This is a genomic window from Deltaproteobacteria bacterium, assembly GCA_016874775.1.
GTDB lineage: Bacteria > Desulfobacterota > Binatia > Bin18 > Bin18 > VGTJ01.
Window position 1 is genome coordinate 1 of record VGTJ01000165.1, and the last position, 14,344, is coordinate 14,344.

The following is a 14,344-nucleotide window of genomic DNA, read 5'->3' on the forward strand; positions in this document are numbered from 1 at the left end:
CAAAGGCCTACAGGTCTCCGACGATGAGTTTCAAGCGCTCAATATCAAACCCGGTAAGTTTCATGGCGATTGGAACTATACGCTTCTTCCTCGCTCTTAATCGGTAACTTAATTCTTGCCCATGCCTTAGTCGACTCACTCCTCAAAGAAATCGGCCTCAATGGCAGTGACATTCAGGGTCTGACGGCAGGAGTCGCCATCGCCAATCACGACGAGAAAACCGAGGCAAGCAAATAGCGACTACGACAACACGAGGTGATGTAAGTCCTCAGGAGTGTCAACCACAAGCTGTGGAGGGTGAGCCCGGATCCCCTCCGCGCCAAATCCCCACGTCACTCCACAGGTGACGACCCCTGCCGCGCGGCCTGTCTCAACATCAATATGCGAATCGCCAATCAGCAACGTCTGTGCGAGTGGAATCCCCGAGAGACTCTGCAAGCGAAGGACACCCTGCGGATCAGGCTTTCTCACAGGAAGTGTATCTCCTCCAACAATAGCAGTGAAATATTGAACGAGGTGCACCCCAGATAGAATTGTACGACTGGGCACTTCTGGCTTATTTGTTAATACTGACAAGATACGACCTTGTGCACGAGCCGCGGCAAGGAGCGTTGGAATTCCGTCGTACGGACGCGTCCAGTCGAGTAAGTGCGCAAGATAATACTCCATGAAGACGGCAAATCCCTGTGAGACAAGTTCAGCGCGCTCTCGTCCGAGAGCGCGCTGAACCAACACCCGCGCACCGTCACCAATGTAGCTAGTGATTTGCTCAAGTGAGAGCGGTGGTAAGTCAAACGAAACTAACATCGCGTTAGTTGCTGCGGCTAAATCGGCTCGTGAGTCAACTAACGTACCGTCGAGATCAAAGATGAGATGAGTAAATCGAGGCATGGACAATCAGCCGTCCCCACCTGCTCACTTGCTTGTTGCCACCGTAACTTCAGTCCCTTCAAAAGTCAGCTTCGATTGCGCAACATCGATCAGCGGACCCAATTCGTACACGTTGGTGTAACCATAATCATACAGCGCGGTAAATGTAGGGAGGTTGAGTGACGACCCGGTCGTTTTGTGGGCAATGCAAGAGAATCGCCAAGAAAATTATTATTGCAGTAGATAAGAACAGTTGCAGACTTGCTTGGAATCACAGCCGTCAGCGTCTCTTCAGTAAAATCTGGTAAACTCAGATTCACTGCACCTTTGATATGCCGCAAGCGATATTTCTCTGCACTGCGCGCATCAAGAACGATGGTCCCAGGCTGCTTTGCCAGAGCAATAAACTGCTCTTCAGTCACGCGCCGGGTTTTACGCAGTTCGCCCACTGCAGTTGCAGCTTTGAGAAAGCTATCGGAGTGAATCAGCTTGTTCGGGGTCGGTTCCGCTATCACCGGGAAAGTGCCAATACCAAAAAGAAGTGCAGCAAGAAGAAGGAGGGCTTTCATATAGAGACCTCGGAGGGAAGAGTCATGGAGGTCCCCGTCAGAAGGAGGACCTCGCTATGGAAAGGCTTATTCACCTTCAGTCGAAAACGACGACCCACAGCCACAGGTGCGTGCGGCATTAGGATTAACAAACTTGAAGCCCGCCCCGTGGAGGCCATTCACGTAGTCGATGACCGTCCCATACACATACTGTTGACTAATCGGGTCAAGAAAAAGTCTCACCCCATCTTGCTCGATGATCGTATCATCGTCACGCGGACTCTCATCAAGACCGAGGTTATATTGAAAACCAGAGCAGCCTCCCCCAACAATGGAGATACGTAGCCCACCGCCTTTCAACCCTTCGCGACCCATTACTTCTTTGACTTTTTCTACAGCAATATCAGTAAGAGCTAGAGCGACTCCTTCAGGAGCCTGAATATGAACTTCTTCATCGTGCATTCCACGCTCAAGCGTTCCGTGCGACATGTATGTCCTCCTCGCAGACAATCGGACTATCTTTAGAGATAAGGTTTCACCCTCAGAGAGTCAATCCCTTTGGCCGCGTGAGTCCTTCATGCTACACCAAAGCCGTGTCGTTAGAGCAACACATTCGCAACTATGCTGCACGTTTAGGCTTCTCACTGTGTGGATTTACGCGATTGTCTCCCCTCCCCCGCGAACGGTTCTTTGCTGACTGGCTCGCTCAAGGGCACGCGGGCGAAATGGCGTACCTCGGTCGAGATTCGCAACGCCGTCTTGATCCTCTTTCGTACTTTCCTGAAGCCACAAGTGTCATTTGTCTTGGCTATCCATACTCGCCTCCCGCTCTCCCGGAAGTCGATTGGCGTTCCGAGTTACGTGGCCGTATCGCTGCCTATGCCGCTGGTGAGGATTACCACGACATCATTCAAGCGAAGCTGAAAACCTTTGACGCACTTCTCCGTGAAAATCTTCCAGGTCTCTGGGCACGATCGTATGTGGACACCGGCCCTCTCTTCGAGCGCGAGTGGGCATACCGCAGTGGATTGGGATGGTTTGGCAAAAACACCATGCTGCTCCACAAAGGCGCTGGCTCGTGGTTTTTTCTCGCTGAAATTCTGGTCAGTATTGAACTCGAAGGAGACGGCATTCCCCAAGCGTATTGCGGCACCTGTACCCGTTGCCTCACGGACTGCCCTACCAACGCACTGGAAGAAGGCTATATCCTCAAAGCGCCACTCTGTATTTCGTATCTCACGATCGAGCATCGCGGTCCAATTCCGCACGAGCTACGTCCCAAGATAGGCAACTGGATTTTCGGCTGCGATGTTTGCCAAGACGTGTGTCCCTGGAACAAAAAGTTTTCTCAGCCACGAAACGACCTCGTCGAGGAATTATTTCCTTCGCTGAGCGAACTCATGCAACTTGATGAAGCAAGATTTCGTGCGCGGTTTGGTCGTAGTGCGCTTCGTCGCACCAAGCGACGTGGGTTGTTACGCAACGTCGCGGTTGCACTGGGAAACAGCGGAAATCCCGCAGCGATTCGGCCGTTGCGACTCGCGCTAGACGATCCAGAACCGTTGGTGCGCAGTCACGCAGCCTGGGCATTAGGACAATTGCAAGACAAGGAAGCAAGAATAGCATTGGACGAACAATTCCGGCGTGATGAAGATGAGCAGGTACGACGAGAAATCATGCTGGCATTGCATGGGTAGAAAGACAGTACACACAATCGACGTTACAAGTTTTTCATGTCCTTCCGCCAGAAGAGTCGCAAAACCAACTCAATGGCAATCAAAACGACAATAGACGCCGAGACAATTGCCCATTTCCGTGAACTGTTGGCATATGTCTCGGGATAACGCGCTGCCGTAATACCAGGAATACTGGGAAGGTTGCCATCACCGCCGCCCACTTTCAGCTGCGCTTTCATACCCTTTTCCATGTGCTGCGCCACATCACAATGGACCAGATAGGTCTTTTTCGCACCAGGTGTGATGAATGTCCCAGTCTTACTGCCCCGTCCGTTGACCTCAAGATGAAACATCCCTTCTGGATGAAGATAGCGTGGCAGGCCGTGGAGCATCCATTGATGACGAACTGAATCCTCGTTCTCCAATGTGACAGTCACCTTCGTACACGGCGGGATATTCCACTCATGCTGATCATAGGCAAAGATGGTCCCGTTGAACCGTTGCGCATACGTGGTCCCAGCACGAACGGTAATCTTTTGCTCCCCTGCAATAGCACCACAATCACGCGGCTGTTGATCATGATTCTCATTCATCACCATCCCACCCGCATCCATCTGCATTCCATGATGTTCGTGAGAGGCAACATGATGTTGGTGATGAGCATGCTCTGAATCTTTGGCCACCGACTCCTGTGCCGCAGGTTGCGCACTAACACTCCGTACCAAAATGACTAGCAGTGTAATGAAGAGAAAAGAGGGAAATCGCATGATGCTCGCCTATCCACGTTTCCGCGAGAACAAGAAAACGACAAGGCCTCCCAGCAGTACCCCAATGATTCCGCCAAACAGAACGGCCTTCCCCACGCCCACGGTTGAAGCACTCACTTCTCCGAACATGCCGTGAGGGTCATAGGTGGTCCACACTGGAATCTCACGGCGGTAATACTGTGGCGTAAAGAACGGTGCCCAATCGACTCCGTGCGTCTTCGGCCACCCTTTTTCATCAAGATAGGAACGATCGACCACCGCACTCATACTGCCACCGGGATGCATGCCGTCGTTGGTGAAAGCTCGCTCTTTATGATCATGAATCATCCATACGCCTGGACCATAGCTGTGCAAGCCATCGTTCGTGGTGTTGAGTTCAAGATCGACGCGCTGAGCTGCACTGAGCCAGACAACATCGCGCGTAATCTGTGCCTGCGGATTATGCTCGACACCATCGTAATGGGTAATCGTCACCTTATGTCCGTGGGGATGCAGAGACAGCCCGTCTTCCCCACCAGAAAGCACGCGCAACTTGATCTTCTCATTCTGTTCAGCCACGATCAGCGACTCGCGGAACGTATAGGGAAACGAACGCCCGTTGAGGAGAAAATAGTTCGCACTGCGTTTGATGATATTGTATTGGCGGTTCATCCGCTGTTCCATCAGGCGCGGATCGTTCGTCGATTTAATCAGATCGTTGAGCTGGCTATCGATGTCCTGAAAATGCAGATCGTATTCGCGCACATATTTCTCACGAACTGCGACCGAACGATGACGGACGTGCCCCGCCCCGATATTCAACGTTTGCACCCAATTGTTGGGACGGTTCTCTTCAACCACAAACATGCCTTGTAACCCCATGTGAATATGGTGCTGCGGTTGCACATGGCAATGATAGAACATCGTGCCTGGCTGTCGCGGTGCCAGCTCGAATTTTCGCTGTTTTCCTGGTTCAACTTCTCCATGTCCCGTATGCAACCCTGCCCTGGCAAACTGCGAAAATTCATACACGCGGTTCTCACCGGGCATCACTGGTAGTTCACTCGTTTCCGGGGCACCATCATTTCCATGATTCTCATGATGCGAATAGGGATGGTCAACACCATGAAAGTGGATGGTATGAGGAAAGTAGTGCGTGTTCTCAAGCACGACCTGTACCGTGTCGCCCTGTTCAACGCGAATCACCGGCGACGGTGCTCGCAGCATCTCATTGGCCTCGGTCGTTTCGATATTTTTCGTCGCCATCCCGGCAATCTTTGGCGCAAACACCCACAACCCCGGCTGAATCCCTGGCGCAATAGAGAACGCAGGAATAACCTCCTCCATGTCGGGCGAGCGACCATTGAGTTCTGCGACTTCGAGCTTAATCATCACGACATCAGGATCGCCGTCTCCGTCTTTATCCTCACCCAGCACCACAGCATCTGTTGCTAACCCTGACTTCATCAACGTATCCATTGATACGTTGTTCGTTCCTTTGACGAACGCTGCAACAGCCCACGGATTATCAGGCAGGCAGGCAAGAGATTCCTCTATGCTGACACCTTCGACTTCTTGTTGTTTACGCCACTCGGGATGGACGTCTGGACAAAACGGTTCAGCTTGTTGAATGGCGATTTTTTGACTGTTCGGTGGAGGTTCGTAGGAGGGCTCACCAAACCAGGTGGTGTAATAGGACTGCAAAAATTGAGGCAGCCAAGCTCGCGGTAGAAATGTCGTCGCAGCGGCTAGGAGGATAAGGAAGAGAAAAAACTTCAGCGCACGGGAAATAAACATCAGGCGAGGTTTATCTTGACTTCAGCGACAGGGCAATTTCCCCCAAGAAAAGGCTATAGGCTTCAGGCTTTGGGCTATTGGGGACAGAAAGAAAGAACTCAGCCACAGCCCAAAAGCAAAGCGGGGAGTCAAACTCCCCGCTTCATAGGTTACGGTAGGAAACTACCACGGAACTGCGTCGGTACGACACCAGACCGAACGGTCACAAGCTGTTGAGCACCTTGGTCACTCTGGAACTGTAAGACCGAAGCCACAAACTGTTGCGGGTCGTTCAGCGGAATCAACCGTGCGGTGCTGAAAATACTGCTTGAAATCGTCACAGTCACATCTTTGGTCTCACCAGCAGCAATCGCCCCCTCGGGTTCCACTTTGAGTGGTCCAACGAACTCACGTGGTCCCGCTTTCGCCTGTTCAGCTTCGCCACCTGGCACGAACGAGGCCAAACCAATAAGGACTCGGTTCAGGGTAACCGGGCTATCGGCAATATTTTTCACTTGCATTTTCATTACCAGGGTATCTGTGGCGTCGTCATAGGTAGCAGCACCCTGTGTCTTCACCTCAGCCATCGAGGGGCCTGAGGAGATATGACGTGGCGTGATCCAGTCCGTCTGCTGTGGCCAACGCACCGGGTACGATGTCGCCGCATACGTCCAGCCAATAATCAGCAGCACCACTGTCAGACCAGTAATAATGTTCATCCACATATGATCACGAGGAGTGATCAGGCCAATATCGGGCGCATCATCATTCGGTGGCAACTGTAACGTCACAGCCAGGTTCGTGACTGTTCGTTTCGTGAACGTCCAGTACACCATCCACCACATCCCGAGCAGAAAGCCGACAAACGACCACCACCAGACAAACTGCCCACCATAGGTGCTCAGTTCAATGGTTTGACCATCCAACAGCTTCACGGGAAATTCAAATTTTCCGCCTGGTTTCACCGTTACCCAGTCACCCGGACCAACGAGCGTCCCGGTCCCGCTAATGGCGATCCCAGGATGCACGTGCCACTTTCCGGGTTCCTTACCTAAGAGTGTCATCTTAAACTCGTAGATGCCACCTTTCTCGGCAAAAAACGAACCCACCGACGCTTGATCGTTGATGTATCGATCTTTGAGTGCAAACACTGGCCCCGGCACGACAGGGACAATAGCGGCAATCTCTGGGGCCTCCAATGTGTGGGGCCAAGTTTCAAGCACTTTGACCTTGCCGGTCACAGTTACAGGTTCACCAATGCCGACTTCGGATGGTGAAATCGATACATCAAAAAAGGCGGTCGTCATGTTCTTGAGAAATGGCTCGTCTCCTGCTTCTCCATGAGCAAGAACGTTTGTAACACCAGTCGTAAACGATAGGACCAGTGCCATGAACAGTGTTACGCGTTGCTTATCCATCGCTTGCTTTCCTTCTTTCAGATTGGTCGCTCGGAAACTGCGTACCAGCTCCAACTTTACGCAAATGCGGAATCCGTTTTACGCGGGGGTTCTTTCGTCTCCGCGGGCGCGGCGGCGCCTCTACCGTGGAATGACCTCTAGTGAGGTGTTCCCGAGTTTTTTTTTTCGACGCAGGCCACAACATCACAACCCAGTAGCTGACAAAGCCCAGCAGACCTGCAGTACCAAGGGGTGGGCCAAGCTCATCAGGCCCCATCGCACCGTGTGCATGTACGAGGGTTGGTAGGACCCCCAGGCAGATCAACGTAGTCACCCCTATCAGCCAAGTTTGTCGAGACAATACGACCAGTCGGGTTTTCATTCATTTCCCCATGCGTGTCGCTATAATTTTTAGAGGGTCTTCAGGTAACGGCGAATTGGCCACACGGCAAGGTATCGACCAACAAACTGGCCGACCCAATATCCGAAAAAGGCTGCTGTGCCACCAAACGCCAAGGACACATACTGCGTTTCACCAAGGAAACTGCGCAAGGCACCACGCTCAATCAACCGCAGATATTCCGGCGTTTGTGAACGGATGTACACAATCCCTTGGATGTCAGAAACCGTGAGGACATGATCCATGAACATCGCGGGCTGCAAGTACGGGGCCAACGGCACGTAGTTGTAAGCCCACACCAGGACTGCCCACAGATGTGCTCCGACAAAAGATGTGATGAGGAAGCTTTTCGTTTTCATCAGTGTGAAATCAAGAATGATTCCAGCGCACACTGTCGAGATCGGCCAGACGAAATTCATGGGGTAGGCTTCAGCAATGTGCCAGTTGAAATACCGTCCAACCCAGGCCGCGAGAAAGAAGCAACACGACGTATACGTTGCTCCAGTGGGAAAACGCCATGCGACCCATTGGATATATTGCAATGCCGAGGGAATAATAATCGTGGCAAACGCGGTAACCACCGGCCACCATTGCGGGTCTTTCCAGTCAGTCCAAAAATCCCAGTCGCCAGCGAACAATTGCTTGGTGATATCAGCGGCACCGGCAACGACGAAGATCGCAGTGACCCAAAAAACGATGTCAAAACTACGATCGATCCATTTATACTCTTTGTTGAGAAGAGCTTTGAGTTCCAGCCGTTTCTGCCGCTCTGCGGCATCGGCAATGTCAGTTACTGTGGTTGTCCCTACTGCCATGGATAGTTCCTATCAATTAAGAATTAAAAATTAACAATGCAAAATTGAAAAAGAAAAGAAACACGAAGGACACAAAACGTGAGGAGAGAAAAGCTCGAATATCCTCTCCTCATTTTTCATTTTGCATTCTTCATTCTTAATTTAGTCAGTCACCGCCTGCTGGCGCGTGGTCGAGCCAGAAGTTCCAGAGGTGGCCAGCACTTCCGCCTTCTCGATCTCGAACAGGCGTACGATGGTCTCGCCCCAGACTGCGAACATACCACTGGCAAGCCAGCCATAGACCACGAACGGCCAGTGAAATGGGACAGAGAAGATTTCTTCAGAAATCCACAAGCTGTGGCCCCATTCGTTGGCGGCAACCGTCATGCATTCCAGCACGGCAGCACTGATCAACAAGAAGAACGACCACGGGAAACCTTTGCTGGGTGCGTACAGAGCAGGAATCCAGAACCGTCCGTAAATATACGAACCGACGGCTAAAGTCACTGATAGTGGGAAGAAAAAGTAAAACATCGGGATGTGTGTCGGCGTCAGCGCCGTGTCACGCACCATCGTCTGATGCCAAGACCCATCCCAATTGGGCCAGAAACTCGCCATCAGGTACACGGTAAGACTGGTTGCACCAATTAAGCTCCATAACACCGCAATCCGTCGTACTTCTTCCGACCGCTCGCAGGGTTGATTTTGGATCTCGCGACCATTGCGAATGAGCCAGCCAAACCACACACCGGTAAAAATGCCGAGAACAATCACTTCGCCCCAAAACAGCGAGCGATAGTACATGGTGAACTCCATACTTGCCGAGTTCAAACCCGCGGTGAACATATACGCGTAATTCCAGAACCAGAGAAACACGTTCGCTGCCATCACCAGCGCACATGAAATAAATAACGACTTCCACCCAACCATCCAGCCTGTTGGTTTGGCGGATTGCCCGGTTGTCGTTGTGCTATGACCATTTTCTCGTGGCGCCTGCCGCACTGACTGTGACTGTGCCATACAGAACCCTCCTTCAATTCAATTTGCTACTCGGCGTATCTTTCGTTTGCCTACGGAAGCCTCTTCTCGTTGTTGTCGTCGCGAGCTGATCTGATAACGAATAACTGAAACTGCCATTACGACAAACAATCCAACAACCATCAACGTTGGTTTCACCATCGCTGTATACCACGGGAGCACTTGGATGGGGAAGGAAAATTTATGCACCTCTTTTCCGGCTCCCAGGTCAACGACAACCTGCGCTGAGTACGTATTCCCCTCCTCAAAAACCACTTCCGAATCGATGACTCCTTTATTTAACATTTGCGCCGGAAGCGATAGAACTGACCGCGCCTGCCCAGATGCACCTTGCGCGGTCATCTCGACGGCAATGGGCACTTGTCGCAACTCTCCAGCCGTCACATCGACCACCACCACCGTCTTCCCTGCGCGCGGAACTTCTTCACAATACTCCGCGTCAGGATCAAAATGCGGTTGGTACAGGGTAAGGTGTAACAGCGAATCTCCTATCTGCTTCCGACATGGGTCATCTGGTCCTCGATCACGATGCGCCCAAGCTGTTGGAATCATTAACCAACCAACCATCGTAAGAGTCACGAGAGAGAAAAAACGACGGCTTACCATGCGCATCCGGATCAACCTGACCTCGTATCGAATAAGCTTATCAAACCAGCAACTTGCACGCCCTTTATGCTGTTAGAGACCGTCTCCTGTCAAGGGCTTGCGAAGACAAGAAAGAAAGCAAGAACCAAAAGCCCAGACGCCTGATCTCCTTATCACTTGCTGTATTCCACAACCATCGTTTATATTGCCCGTTTATAGTGCGGTTGGAGAATCAAGGCGCATTAGTGATCAGAAAGGGAAAAATGAAGAAGATTCATCACCAATCTTTGCTCTTGATAGCTGCGAGCGTCTATTTTACCTACTTTGCCGCCGTTGGATCCGCGCACGGGCAAGAAGCAAAGCAACTGTACGACCAAACCTGCGCTATGTGTCACGGGCCGGAAGGCAAAGGCGATGGGCCCACCGCCCAGGTCTTACAACCGAAACCGGCAAATTTAGCGACTGCCATTAAAGGCAAGAACGACGCCTATCTGACGAAAATCCTCAAGGGTGGCGGCGCCAGCGTTGGAAAATCTCCGCTCATGCCAGCCTATGATGGGCTGCTCAAAGACGACCAAATCAAAACCCTGATTAAATATGTGAAAGGGTTTGCGGCGTCGTAGAGTTGAACCGAGGTTTTTCATTGCGAGGAGCAAGGCAACGAAGCAATCTCGTCCTAATTCCCAAATAAATCAGAGATTGCTTCGCTTCGCTCGCAATGACATGCACCGGCGACTTGTTGTTCAAATCTCCTGCTTACTCATCGCTTCAGCAATATAATCCGCCTGCCGGATCGCCAACGTCACAATCGTCAAGGTTGGATTACACGCTGCACCAGTTGTGAATTGGCTGCCATCAGAAATGAACAGGTTGGAGATATCGTGACTCTGTCCCCACTTGTTCACCACACCATCCTTTGGCTTCTCACTCATGCGATTAGTCCCGAGATTGTGCGTTGATGGATACGGCGGCGTTTCAAAGTTCTTCGTCGCGCCCACCGCACTGTAGATCGCTGATCCTTGCTTATAGGCGTGCTTACGCATAGCGATGTCGTTGTCGTGGTCATCGAAATGTACGTTGGGAATCGGCATGCCAAACTGATCTTTTTCGCTCGCATGCAGGGTGATGCGATTGCTCTCACGCGGCATGTCTTCACCAACTAACCACATTCCAGCCGTATGAGTGAATTGATCCATCATCGCAGTGAAATCGCTGCCCCATGCGCCTGGATCAAGAAAGGCAGCCATAAACGGCAAGCCGAGCGAGATGGTTTCGATGTGATAGCCACCGACAAAGCCACGTTTCGGATCATTGATCGCTTCGTCTTCGACAATCCCGGCCATCACCGTGCCGCGATGCATATTCACCTCGTTGGGGAACATGCCATACACACTACCAGTCATGTGACGCATGTAGTTGCGTCCAACTTGACCGGACGAATTCGCCAGACCATCACGAAATGTGTTGGAGGCTGAGTTCAGCAACAGGCGGGCACTTTCAATCGAGTTCGCGGCAACGCACACGACGCGAGCTTTTTGCTCGACCTGTTTGCCATTCTTGTCAGCGTAGACGACGCCGGAGACCTTCCCTTTGTCGTTATGGAGAATACGCAGCACTTGGCACTCTGGACGTAAGTCGAGCTTACCAGTGGTCTCAGCTTTGGGAATTTCTGTGTACAGCGTCGACCACTTCGCGCCACTCTTACAGCCTTCAAAGCAGAAGCCAATCTGCATACAGCCACTGCGACCATCACGTGGTTGTGAGTTAATCGCCATGTTCCCGGTGTGGACTTGCTTGTAACCGATCTTCTTGGCGCCAGCCGCCAGTACTTTGAAATTATTATTGCCCGGCAAACGTGGAATATTATTGGTGCCGGTGACACCCATTTTATTTTCGGCTTTTGCATAGTACGGCTCTAGATCAGCCAACGTGATGGGCCAGTCGAGCAAGTTCGCACCCGCAACCTCACCGTAGGTCGTCCGTGCCTTGAGCTCATAGTCCTTAAAGCGCAATGATGCTCCAGCCCAGTGGACGGTCGTCCCACCAACTGCTTTCACCGTCCACGCTGGCAGATTGGGAAAATTCTTGGCCATACGCCACGAACCGGACGTGGTCCGTTTATCGAGCCAGGCAATCTTGTTGAACATCGGCCATTCGTCGTTGGCAAAATCTTTAATCTCGATCCGTTTGCCAGCTTCGAGGAGAACGACCTTCACTCCCTTCTGACACAACTCATTGGCCAAGGTGCCACCGCCAGCACCAGAGCCGATGATGACCACCACGCTATCGTCTTTTAATTCGTACTTCGCCATGATCCTTCCCCTCACTATTCCTTTGGCAACCACTTGATGTCGTCAAACCCACGGGCAAGATACCCACCCAATTGCCACGACGAACCTTCATACCCAAACTTCTTCCACACTGAGGGAAGGTTGTATGGGCCACCGGGACCGACCAGTGGGCCTCGCACGGCCTGGAAAAACGGTGAGGATTCCATTCCCTTCAAGACCTTGAACCTGTCTTCGTCTGTAGCCTCAACCCACTTCCCTTTCGCTGCCGCATCAAGCGCAGCAACACCTTCTTGCAAGAGCTTTGCGAAAGCAGAATCTGAACTGGCCGTCTTGGCAAACCCCTCGACAGCCTTGCCATACTCGGCATCTTCAATCAGTTTATGTGGATAGAGTTGGCGACACATAGCGATGAGCGTCTTGGTCGTGTGTTCATCAAGCGTCGCTTTTTTTGCTGCCCAGGCAGTAGTCGAGTCAAGCAGCAGCGCTCCAGTACCACCGGCGACAGCAGCGCCAGCAATAGCAAGACTACTGGTCTGCAAGAACTGACGACGATTCATACGTTTCTTCATGGACGGGCCCCTCTCCTCGTACACGCAAGCTTAACAATCGTACATTTTGCGGTTGAATTCCGGCGCTTACCTTGGCATCCTGCGAGTAGGTTGTCAACAATTTTACTGCCAACGCAAGCGACCGTTAGTAACAGCGACAAGAAGAAGGAGGGACAGTGTCATGCCAGCAGCTCATTTTTTCGCCAACAGTCCGGAAGAAGTCGGTCTTGATTCACAAAAGGTGCAATCTCTTTTTGAACGCGCCGAACGCGAAGTAAAAGAAGGTCTCCTGCCGGCCTGTCAGGTCGCCATTGCCCGCAATGGCAAAATCGGCGCCATGCAGACGTTCGGACGCGCGGTGCAAGGGGGAACCGAGAAACCTGCCACCAACGATACGCTCTTTGTCATCATGTCTGCCACCAAAGCCTTCTGCGCCGCCTCATCCTGGATGCTGATGCAAGAGGGCAAACTGCAGGTCAGCGATCGGATCGTGAAATACGTGCCCGAATTTGGCACCAACGGCAAAGATGAGATCACCGTCGAGCAGTGCCTCATTCATACCTCCGCAATCCCCTATGCCCCGCACTGGCAGAAAGATTGGGCCGATAAACAGCGACGCACCGAACGCTATGCGAAATGGAAGACCGATCACAAACCGGGTGAGAAGTTCATTTATCACATTTCAGCCAACTTCTGGCCGATTGCCGACATTGTCGAACGCTCAAGTGGCATGGCCTACCACGACTTCGTGCGCACGCGCATCGCAGAGCCTTTAGGTATTCCTGACCTGCGCGTGAGAATAGACGAAGAGCTGAACAACCGAGTTGCTGAGTTGCGCTGGGTCGGACAACCAATGACTGCCGAAGAATACGCTAAGATGGGAATGAAACCACCGCGTGGTAGCGTGTCGGCAATCAGCGAAGAAGGTGTCCTCGAATTGAATGAACTCACGACGAGAATGGCAGGGTCGCCCTCAGCGGGTGGAATCACTACGGCCGGTGATATCGCACTCTTCTATCAGGCATTGTTGAACGATGGGAAGTCGCATGACGGTAAACAGATTTGGAAGCCTGAGATGTTGCGCGAAGCGCGCCGGGTGCGCACTGGGGAGTTGAAAGACCCCTATCTCGGCATGCTTGCTAATCGCGGACTCGGTATCGCCATTGCCGGTGGCGATGGCAACGCGAACAAACGCGGCTTTGGTCGCACCAATTCACCCGAGTCGTTCGGACATCCGGGATTTGGTGGACAAACCGCTTGGGCCGATCCCGCGACTGGCATCTCGTTCAGCTACCTCACAAACGGTTTCGATCGCAACGATGTACGCGAAGGACGACGGCAAGTGGCGTTGTCGAGTCTAGCAGCGGCGTGTGCAAAATAAAAATCGAAATGTTTTGCCCTCTCCAGTCATGGAGAGGGCGACAGGAGCGGAGCGACTGGCGGGTGAGGTAGCCTCCTCATAAGGGTAGGTTTTTTATCCAAGCCTCAATTGACGCGAATTTCCCGTCGTGAGGATCCGCGTGTTCGTCATGCCCGCGCAGGCGGGCATCCAGGAGCTTCACGCCCACTGCTGTAAAGGTCATTGGGAAGAGGGTTTCACTCTTTGTTTGTTATACGCAGCTACGAGGCGGTAGACTGAGGTCTGATTTCCCGAATCGGTATGCGTGGTACGGGG

The 14,344-nt window shown here is 52.2% G+C and carries 14 protein-coding genes; 3 read left to right on the plus strand and 11 right to left on the minus strand.

The window, feature by feature from the left end; translation table 11 throughout:
• Positions 1-240: 240 nt before the first annotated feature.
• The 3 genes from FJ147_22470 to erpA all read right to left on the minus strand — a co-directional run bounded on the left by FJ147_22470 (position 241) and on the right by erpA (position 1,880).
• Positions 241-891, minus strand: coding sequence for an HAD-IA family hydrolase (locus FJ147_22470; GenBank protein ID MBM4258652.1), 651 nt, complete (start codon positions 889-891; stop codon positions 241-243).
• Positions 892-980: 89 nt separating this feature from the next.
• Positions 981-1,439 carry a rhodanese-like domain-containing protein gene (locus tag FJ147_22475; protein ID MBM4258653.1) on the minus strand — a complete coding sequence of 153 codons (459 nt, stop codon included), beginning with the start codon at positions 1,437-1,439 and terminating at the stop codon, positions 981-983.
• A gap of 66 nt (positions 1,440-1,505) precedes the next feature.
• Positions 1,506-1,880, minus strand: a complete 375-nt coding sequence (gene erpA / locus FJ147_22480) for an iron-sulfur cluster insertion protein ErpA (protein MBM4258654.1) — start codon at positions 1,878-1,880, stop codon at positions 1,506-1,508.
• A 29-nt stretch (positions 1,881-1,909) separates the two neighbouring features.
• Between erpA and queG the strand changes: the two genes are divergently transcribed.
• Positions 1,910-3,115, plus strand: coding sequence for a tRNA epoxyqueuosine(34) reductase QueG (gene queG / locus FJ147_22485; GenBank protein MBM4258655.1), 1,206 nt, complete (start codon positions 1,910-1,912; stop codon positions 3,113-3,115).
• A gap of 23 nt (positions 3,116-3,138) precedes the next feature.
• On the opposite strand, the gene FJ147_22490 is transcribed toward queG, so the two are convergent.
• The 6 genes from FJ147_22490 to FJ147_22515 all read right to left on the minus strand — a co-directional run bounded on the left by FJ147_22490 (position 3,139) and on the right by FJ147_22515 (position 9,797).
• Positions 3,139-3,861: a copper oxidase gene (locus tag FJ147_22490; protein MBM4258656.1), complete on the minus strand. Its 723-nt coding sequence runs from the start codon at positions 3,859-3,861 to the stop codon at positions 3,139-3,141.
• A gap of 9 nt (positions 3,862-3,870) precedes the next feature.
• Positions 3,871-5,637, minus strand: coding sequence for a copper oxidase (locus FJ147_22495; GenBank protein ID MBM4258657.1), 1,767 nt, complete (start codon positions 5,635-5,637; stop codon positions 3,871-3,873).
• Between the two features lie 149 nt (positions 5,638-5,786).
• A complete protein-coding gene (locus tag FJ147_22500; GenBank protein MBM4258658.1) occupies positions 5,787-7,034 on the minus strand; it encodes a hypothetical protein in 1,248 nt (415 codons plus the stop codon).
• A 390-nt stretch (positions 7,035-7,424) separates the two neighbouring features.
• Positions 7,425-8,228: a methane monooxygenase gene (locus tag FJ147_22505; protein MBM4258659.1), complete on the minus strand. Its 804-nt coding sequence runs from the start codon at positions 8,226-8,228 to the stop codon at positions 7,425-7,427.
• A gap of 141 nt (positions 8,229-8,369) precedes the next feature.
• Positions 8,370-9,227, minus strand: a complete 858-nt coding sequence (locus tag FJ147_22510; GenBank protein ID MBM4258660.1) for a methane monooxygenase — start codon at positions 9,225-9,227, stop codon at positions 8,370-8,372.
• Positions 9,228-9,245: 18 nt separating this feature from the next.
• Positions 9,246-9,797: a hypothetical protein gene (locus FJ147_22515; GenBank protein MBM4258661.1), complete on the minus strand. Its 552-nt coding sequence runs from the start codon at positions 9,795-9,797 to the stop codon at positions 9,246-9,248.
• 296 nt (positions 9,798-10,093) lie between these two features.
• On the opposite strand from FJ147_22515, the gene FJ147_22520 reads away from it, so the two are divergent.
• Positions 10,094-10,453 carry a cytochrome c gene (locus tag FJ147_22520; GenBank protein MBM4258662.1) on the plus strand — a complete coding sequence of 120 codons (360 nt, stop codon included), beginning with the start codon at positions 10,094-10,096 and terminating at the stop codon, positions 10,451-10,453.
• 120 nt (positions 10,454-10,573) lie between these two features.
• Here FJ147_22520 and FJ147_22525 read toward each other — a convergent pair whose 3' ends face one another.
• Together FJ147_22525 and FJ147_22530 are read right to left on the minus strand one after the other, a co-directional pair.
• A complete protein-coding gene (locus tag FJ147_22525; protein MBM4258663.1) occupies positions 10,574-12,142 on the minus strand; it encodes a GMC family oxidoreductase in 1,569 nt (522 codons plus the stop codon).
• 14 nt (positions 12,143-12,156) lie between these two features.
• A complete protein-coding gene (locus FJ147_22530) occupies positions 12,157-12,690 on the minus strand; it encodes a twin-arginine translocation signal domain-containing protein (GenBank protein ID MBM4258664.1) in 534 nt (177 codons plus the stop codon).
• A gap of 160 nt (positions 12,691-12,850) precedes the next feature.
• Here FJ147_22530 and FJ147_22535 point away from each other — a divergent pair, with 160 nt between their 5' ends.
• A complete protein-coding gene (locus FJ147_22535; protein ID MBM4258665.1) occupies positions 12,851-14,050 on the plus strand; it encodes a beta-lactamase family protein in 1,200 nt (399 codons plus the stop codon).
• The last annotated feature ends 294 nt before the right edge of the window (positions 14,051-14,344 follow it).

What these genes read in the sequence shown, in the direction of transcription:
- FJ147_22490 (MBM4258656.1), bottom strand. Translation starts at nt 3,861, where the DNA reads ATGCGATTTCCCTCTTTTCTCTTCATTACACTGCTAGTCATTTTGGTA.
- FJ147_22475 (MBM4258653.1), bottom strand. Translation starts at nt 1,439, where the DNA reads ATGAAAGCCCTCCTTCTTCTTGCTGCACTTCTTTTTGGTATTGGCACT.
- FJ147_22505 (MBM4258659.1), bottom strand. Translation starts at nt 8,228, where the DNA reads ATGGCAGTAGGGACAACCACAGTAACTGACATTGCCGATGCCGCAGAG.
- FJ147_22525 (MBM4258663.1), bottom strand. Translation starts at nt 12,142, where the DNA reads ATGGCGAAGTACGAATTAAAAGACGATAGCGTGGTGGTCATCATCGGC.
- FJ147_22510 (MBM4258660.1), bottom strand. Translation starts at nt 9,227, where the DNA reads ATGGCACAGTCACAGTCAGTGCGGCAGGCGCCACGAGAAAATGGTCAT.
- FJ147_22515 (MBM4258661.1), bottom strand. Translation starts at nt 9,797, where the DNA reads ATGATTCCAACAGCTTGGGCGCATCGTGATCGAGGACCAGATGACCCA.
- queG (MBM4258655.1), top strand. Translation starts at nt 1,910, where the DNA reads ATGTCCTCCTCGCAGACAATCGGACTATCTTTAGAGATAAGGTTTCAC.
- FJ147_22495 (MBM4258657.1), bottom strand. Translation starts at nt 5,637, where the DNA reads ATGTTTATTTCCCGTGCGCTGAAGTTTTTTCTCTTCCTTATCCTCCTA.
- FJ147_22500 (MBM4258658.1), bottom strand. Translation starts at nt 7,034, where the DNA reads ATGGATAAGCAACGCGTAACACTGTTCATGGCACTGGTCCTATCGTTT.
- FJ147_22535 (MBM4258665.1), top strand. Translation starts at nt 12,851, where the DNA reads ATGCCAGCAGCTCATTTTTTCGCCAACAGTCCGGAAGAAGTCGGTCTT.
- FJ147_22520 (MBM4258662.1), top strand. Translation starts at nt 10,094, where the DNA reads ATGAAGAAGATTCATCACCAATCTTTGCTCTTGATAGCTGCGAGCGTC.
- erpA (MBM4258654.1), bottom strand. Translation starts at nt 1,880, where the DNA reads ATGCACGATGAAGAAGTTCATATTCAGGCTCCTGAAGGAGTCGCTCTA.
- FJ147_22530 (MBM4258664.1), bottom strand. Translation starts at nt 12,690, where the DNA reads ATGAAGAAACGTATGAATCGTCGTCAGTTCTTGCAGACCAGTAGTCTT.
- FJ147_22470 (MBM4258652.1), bottom strand. Translation starts at nt 891, where the DNA reads ATGCCTCGATTTACTCATCTCATCTTTGATCTCGACGGTACGTTAGTT.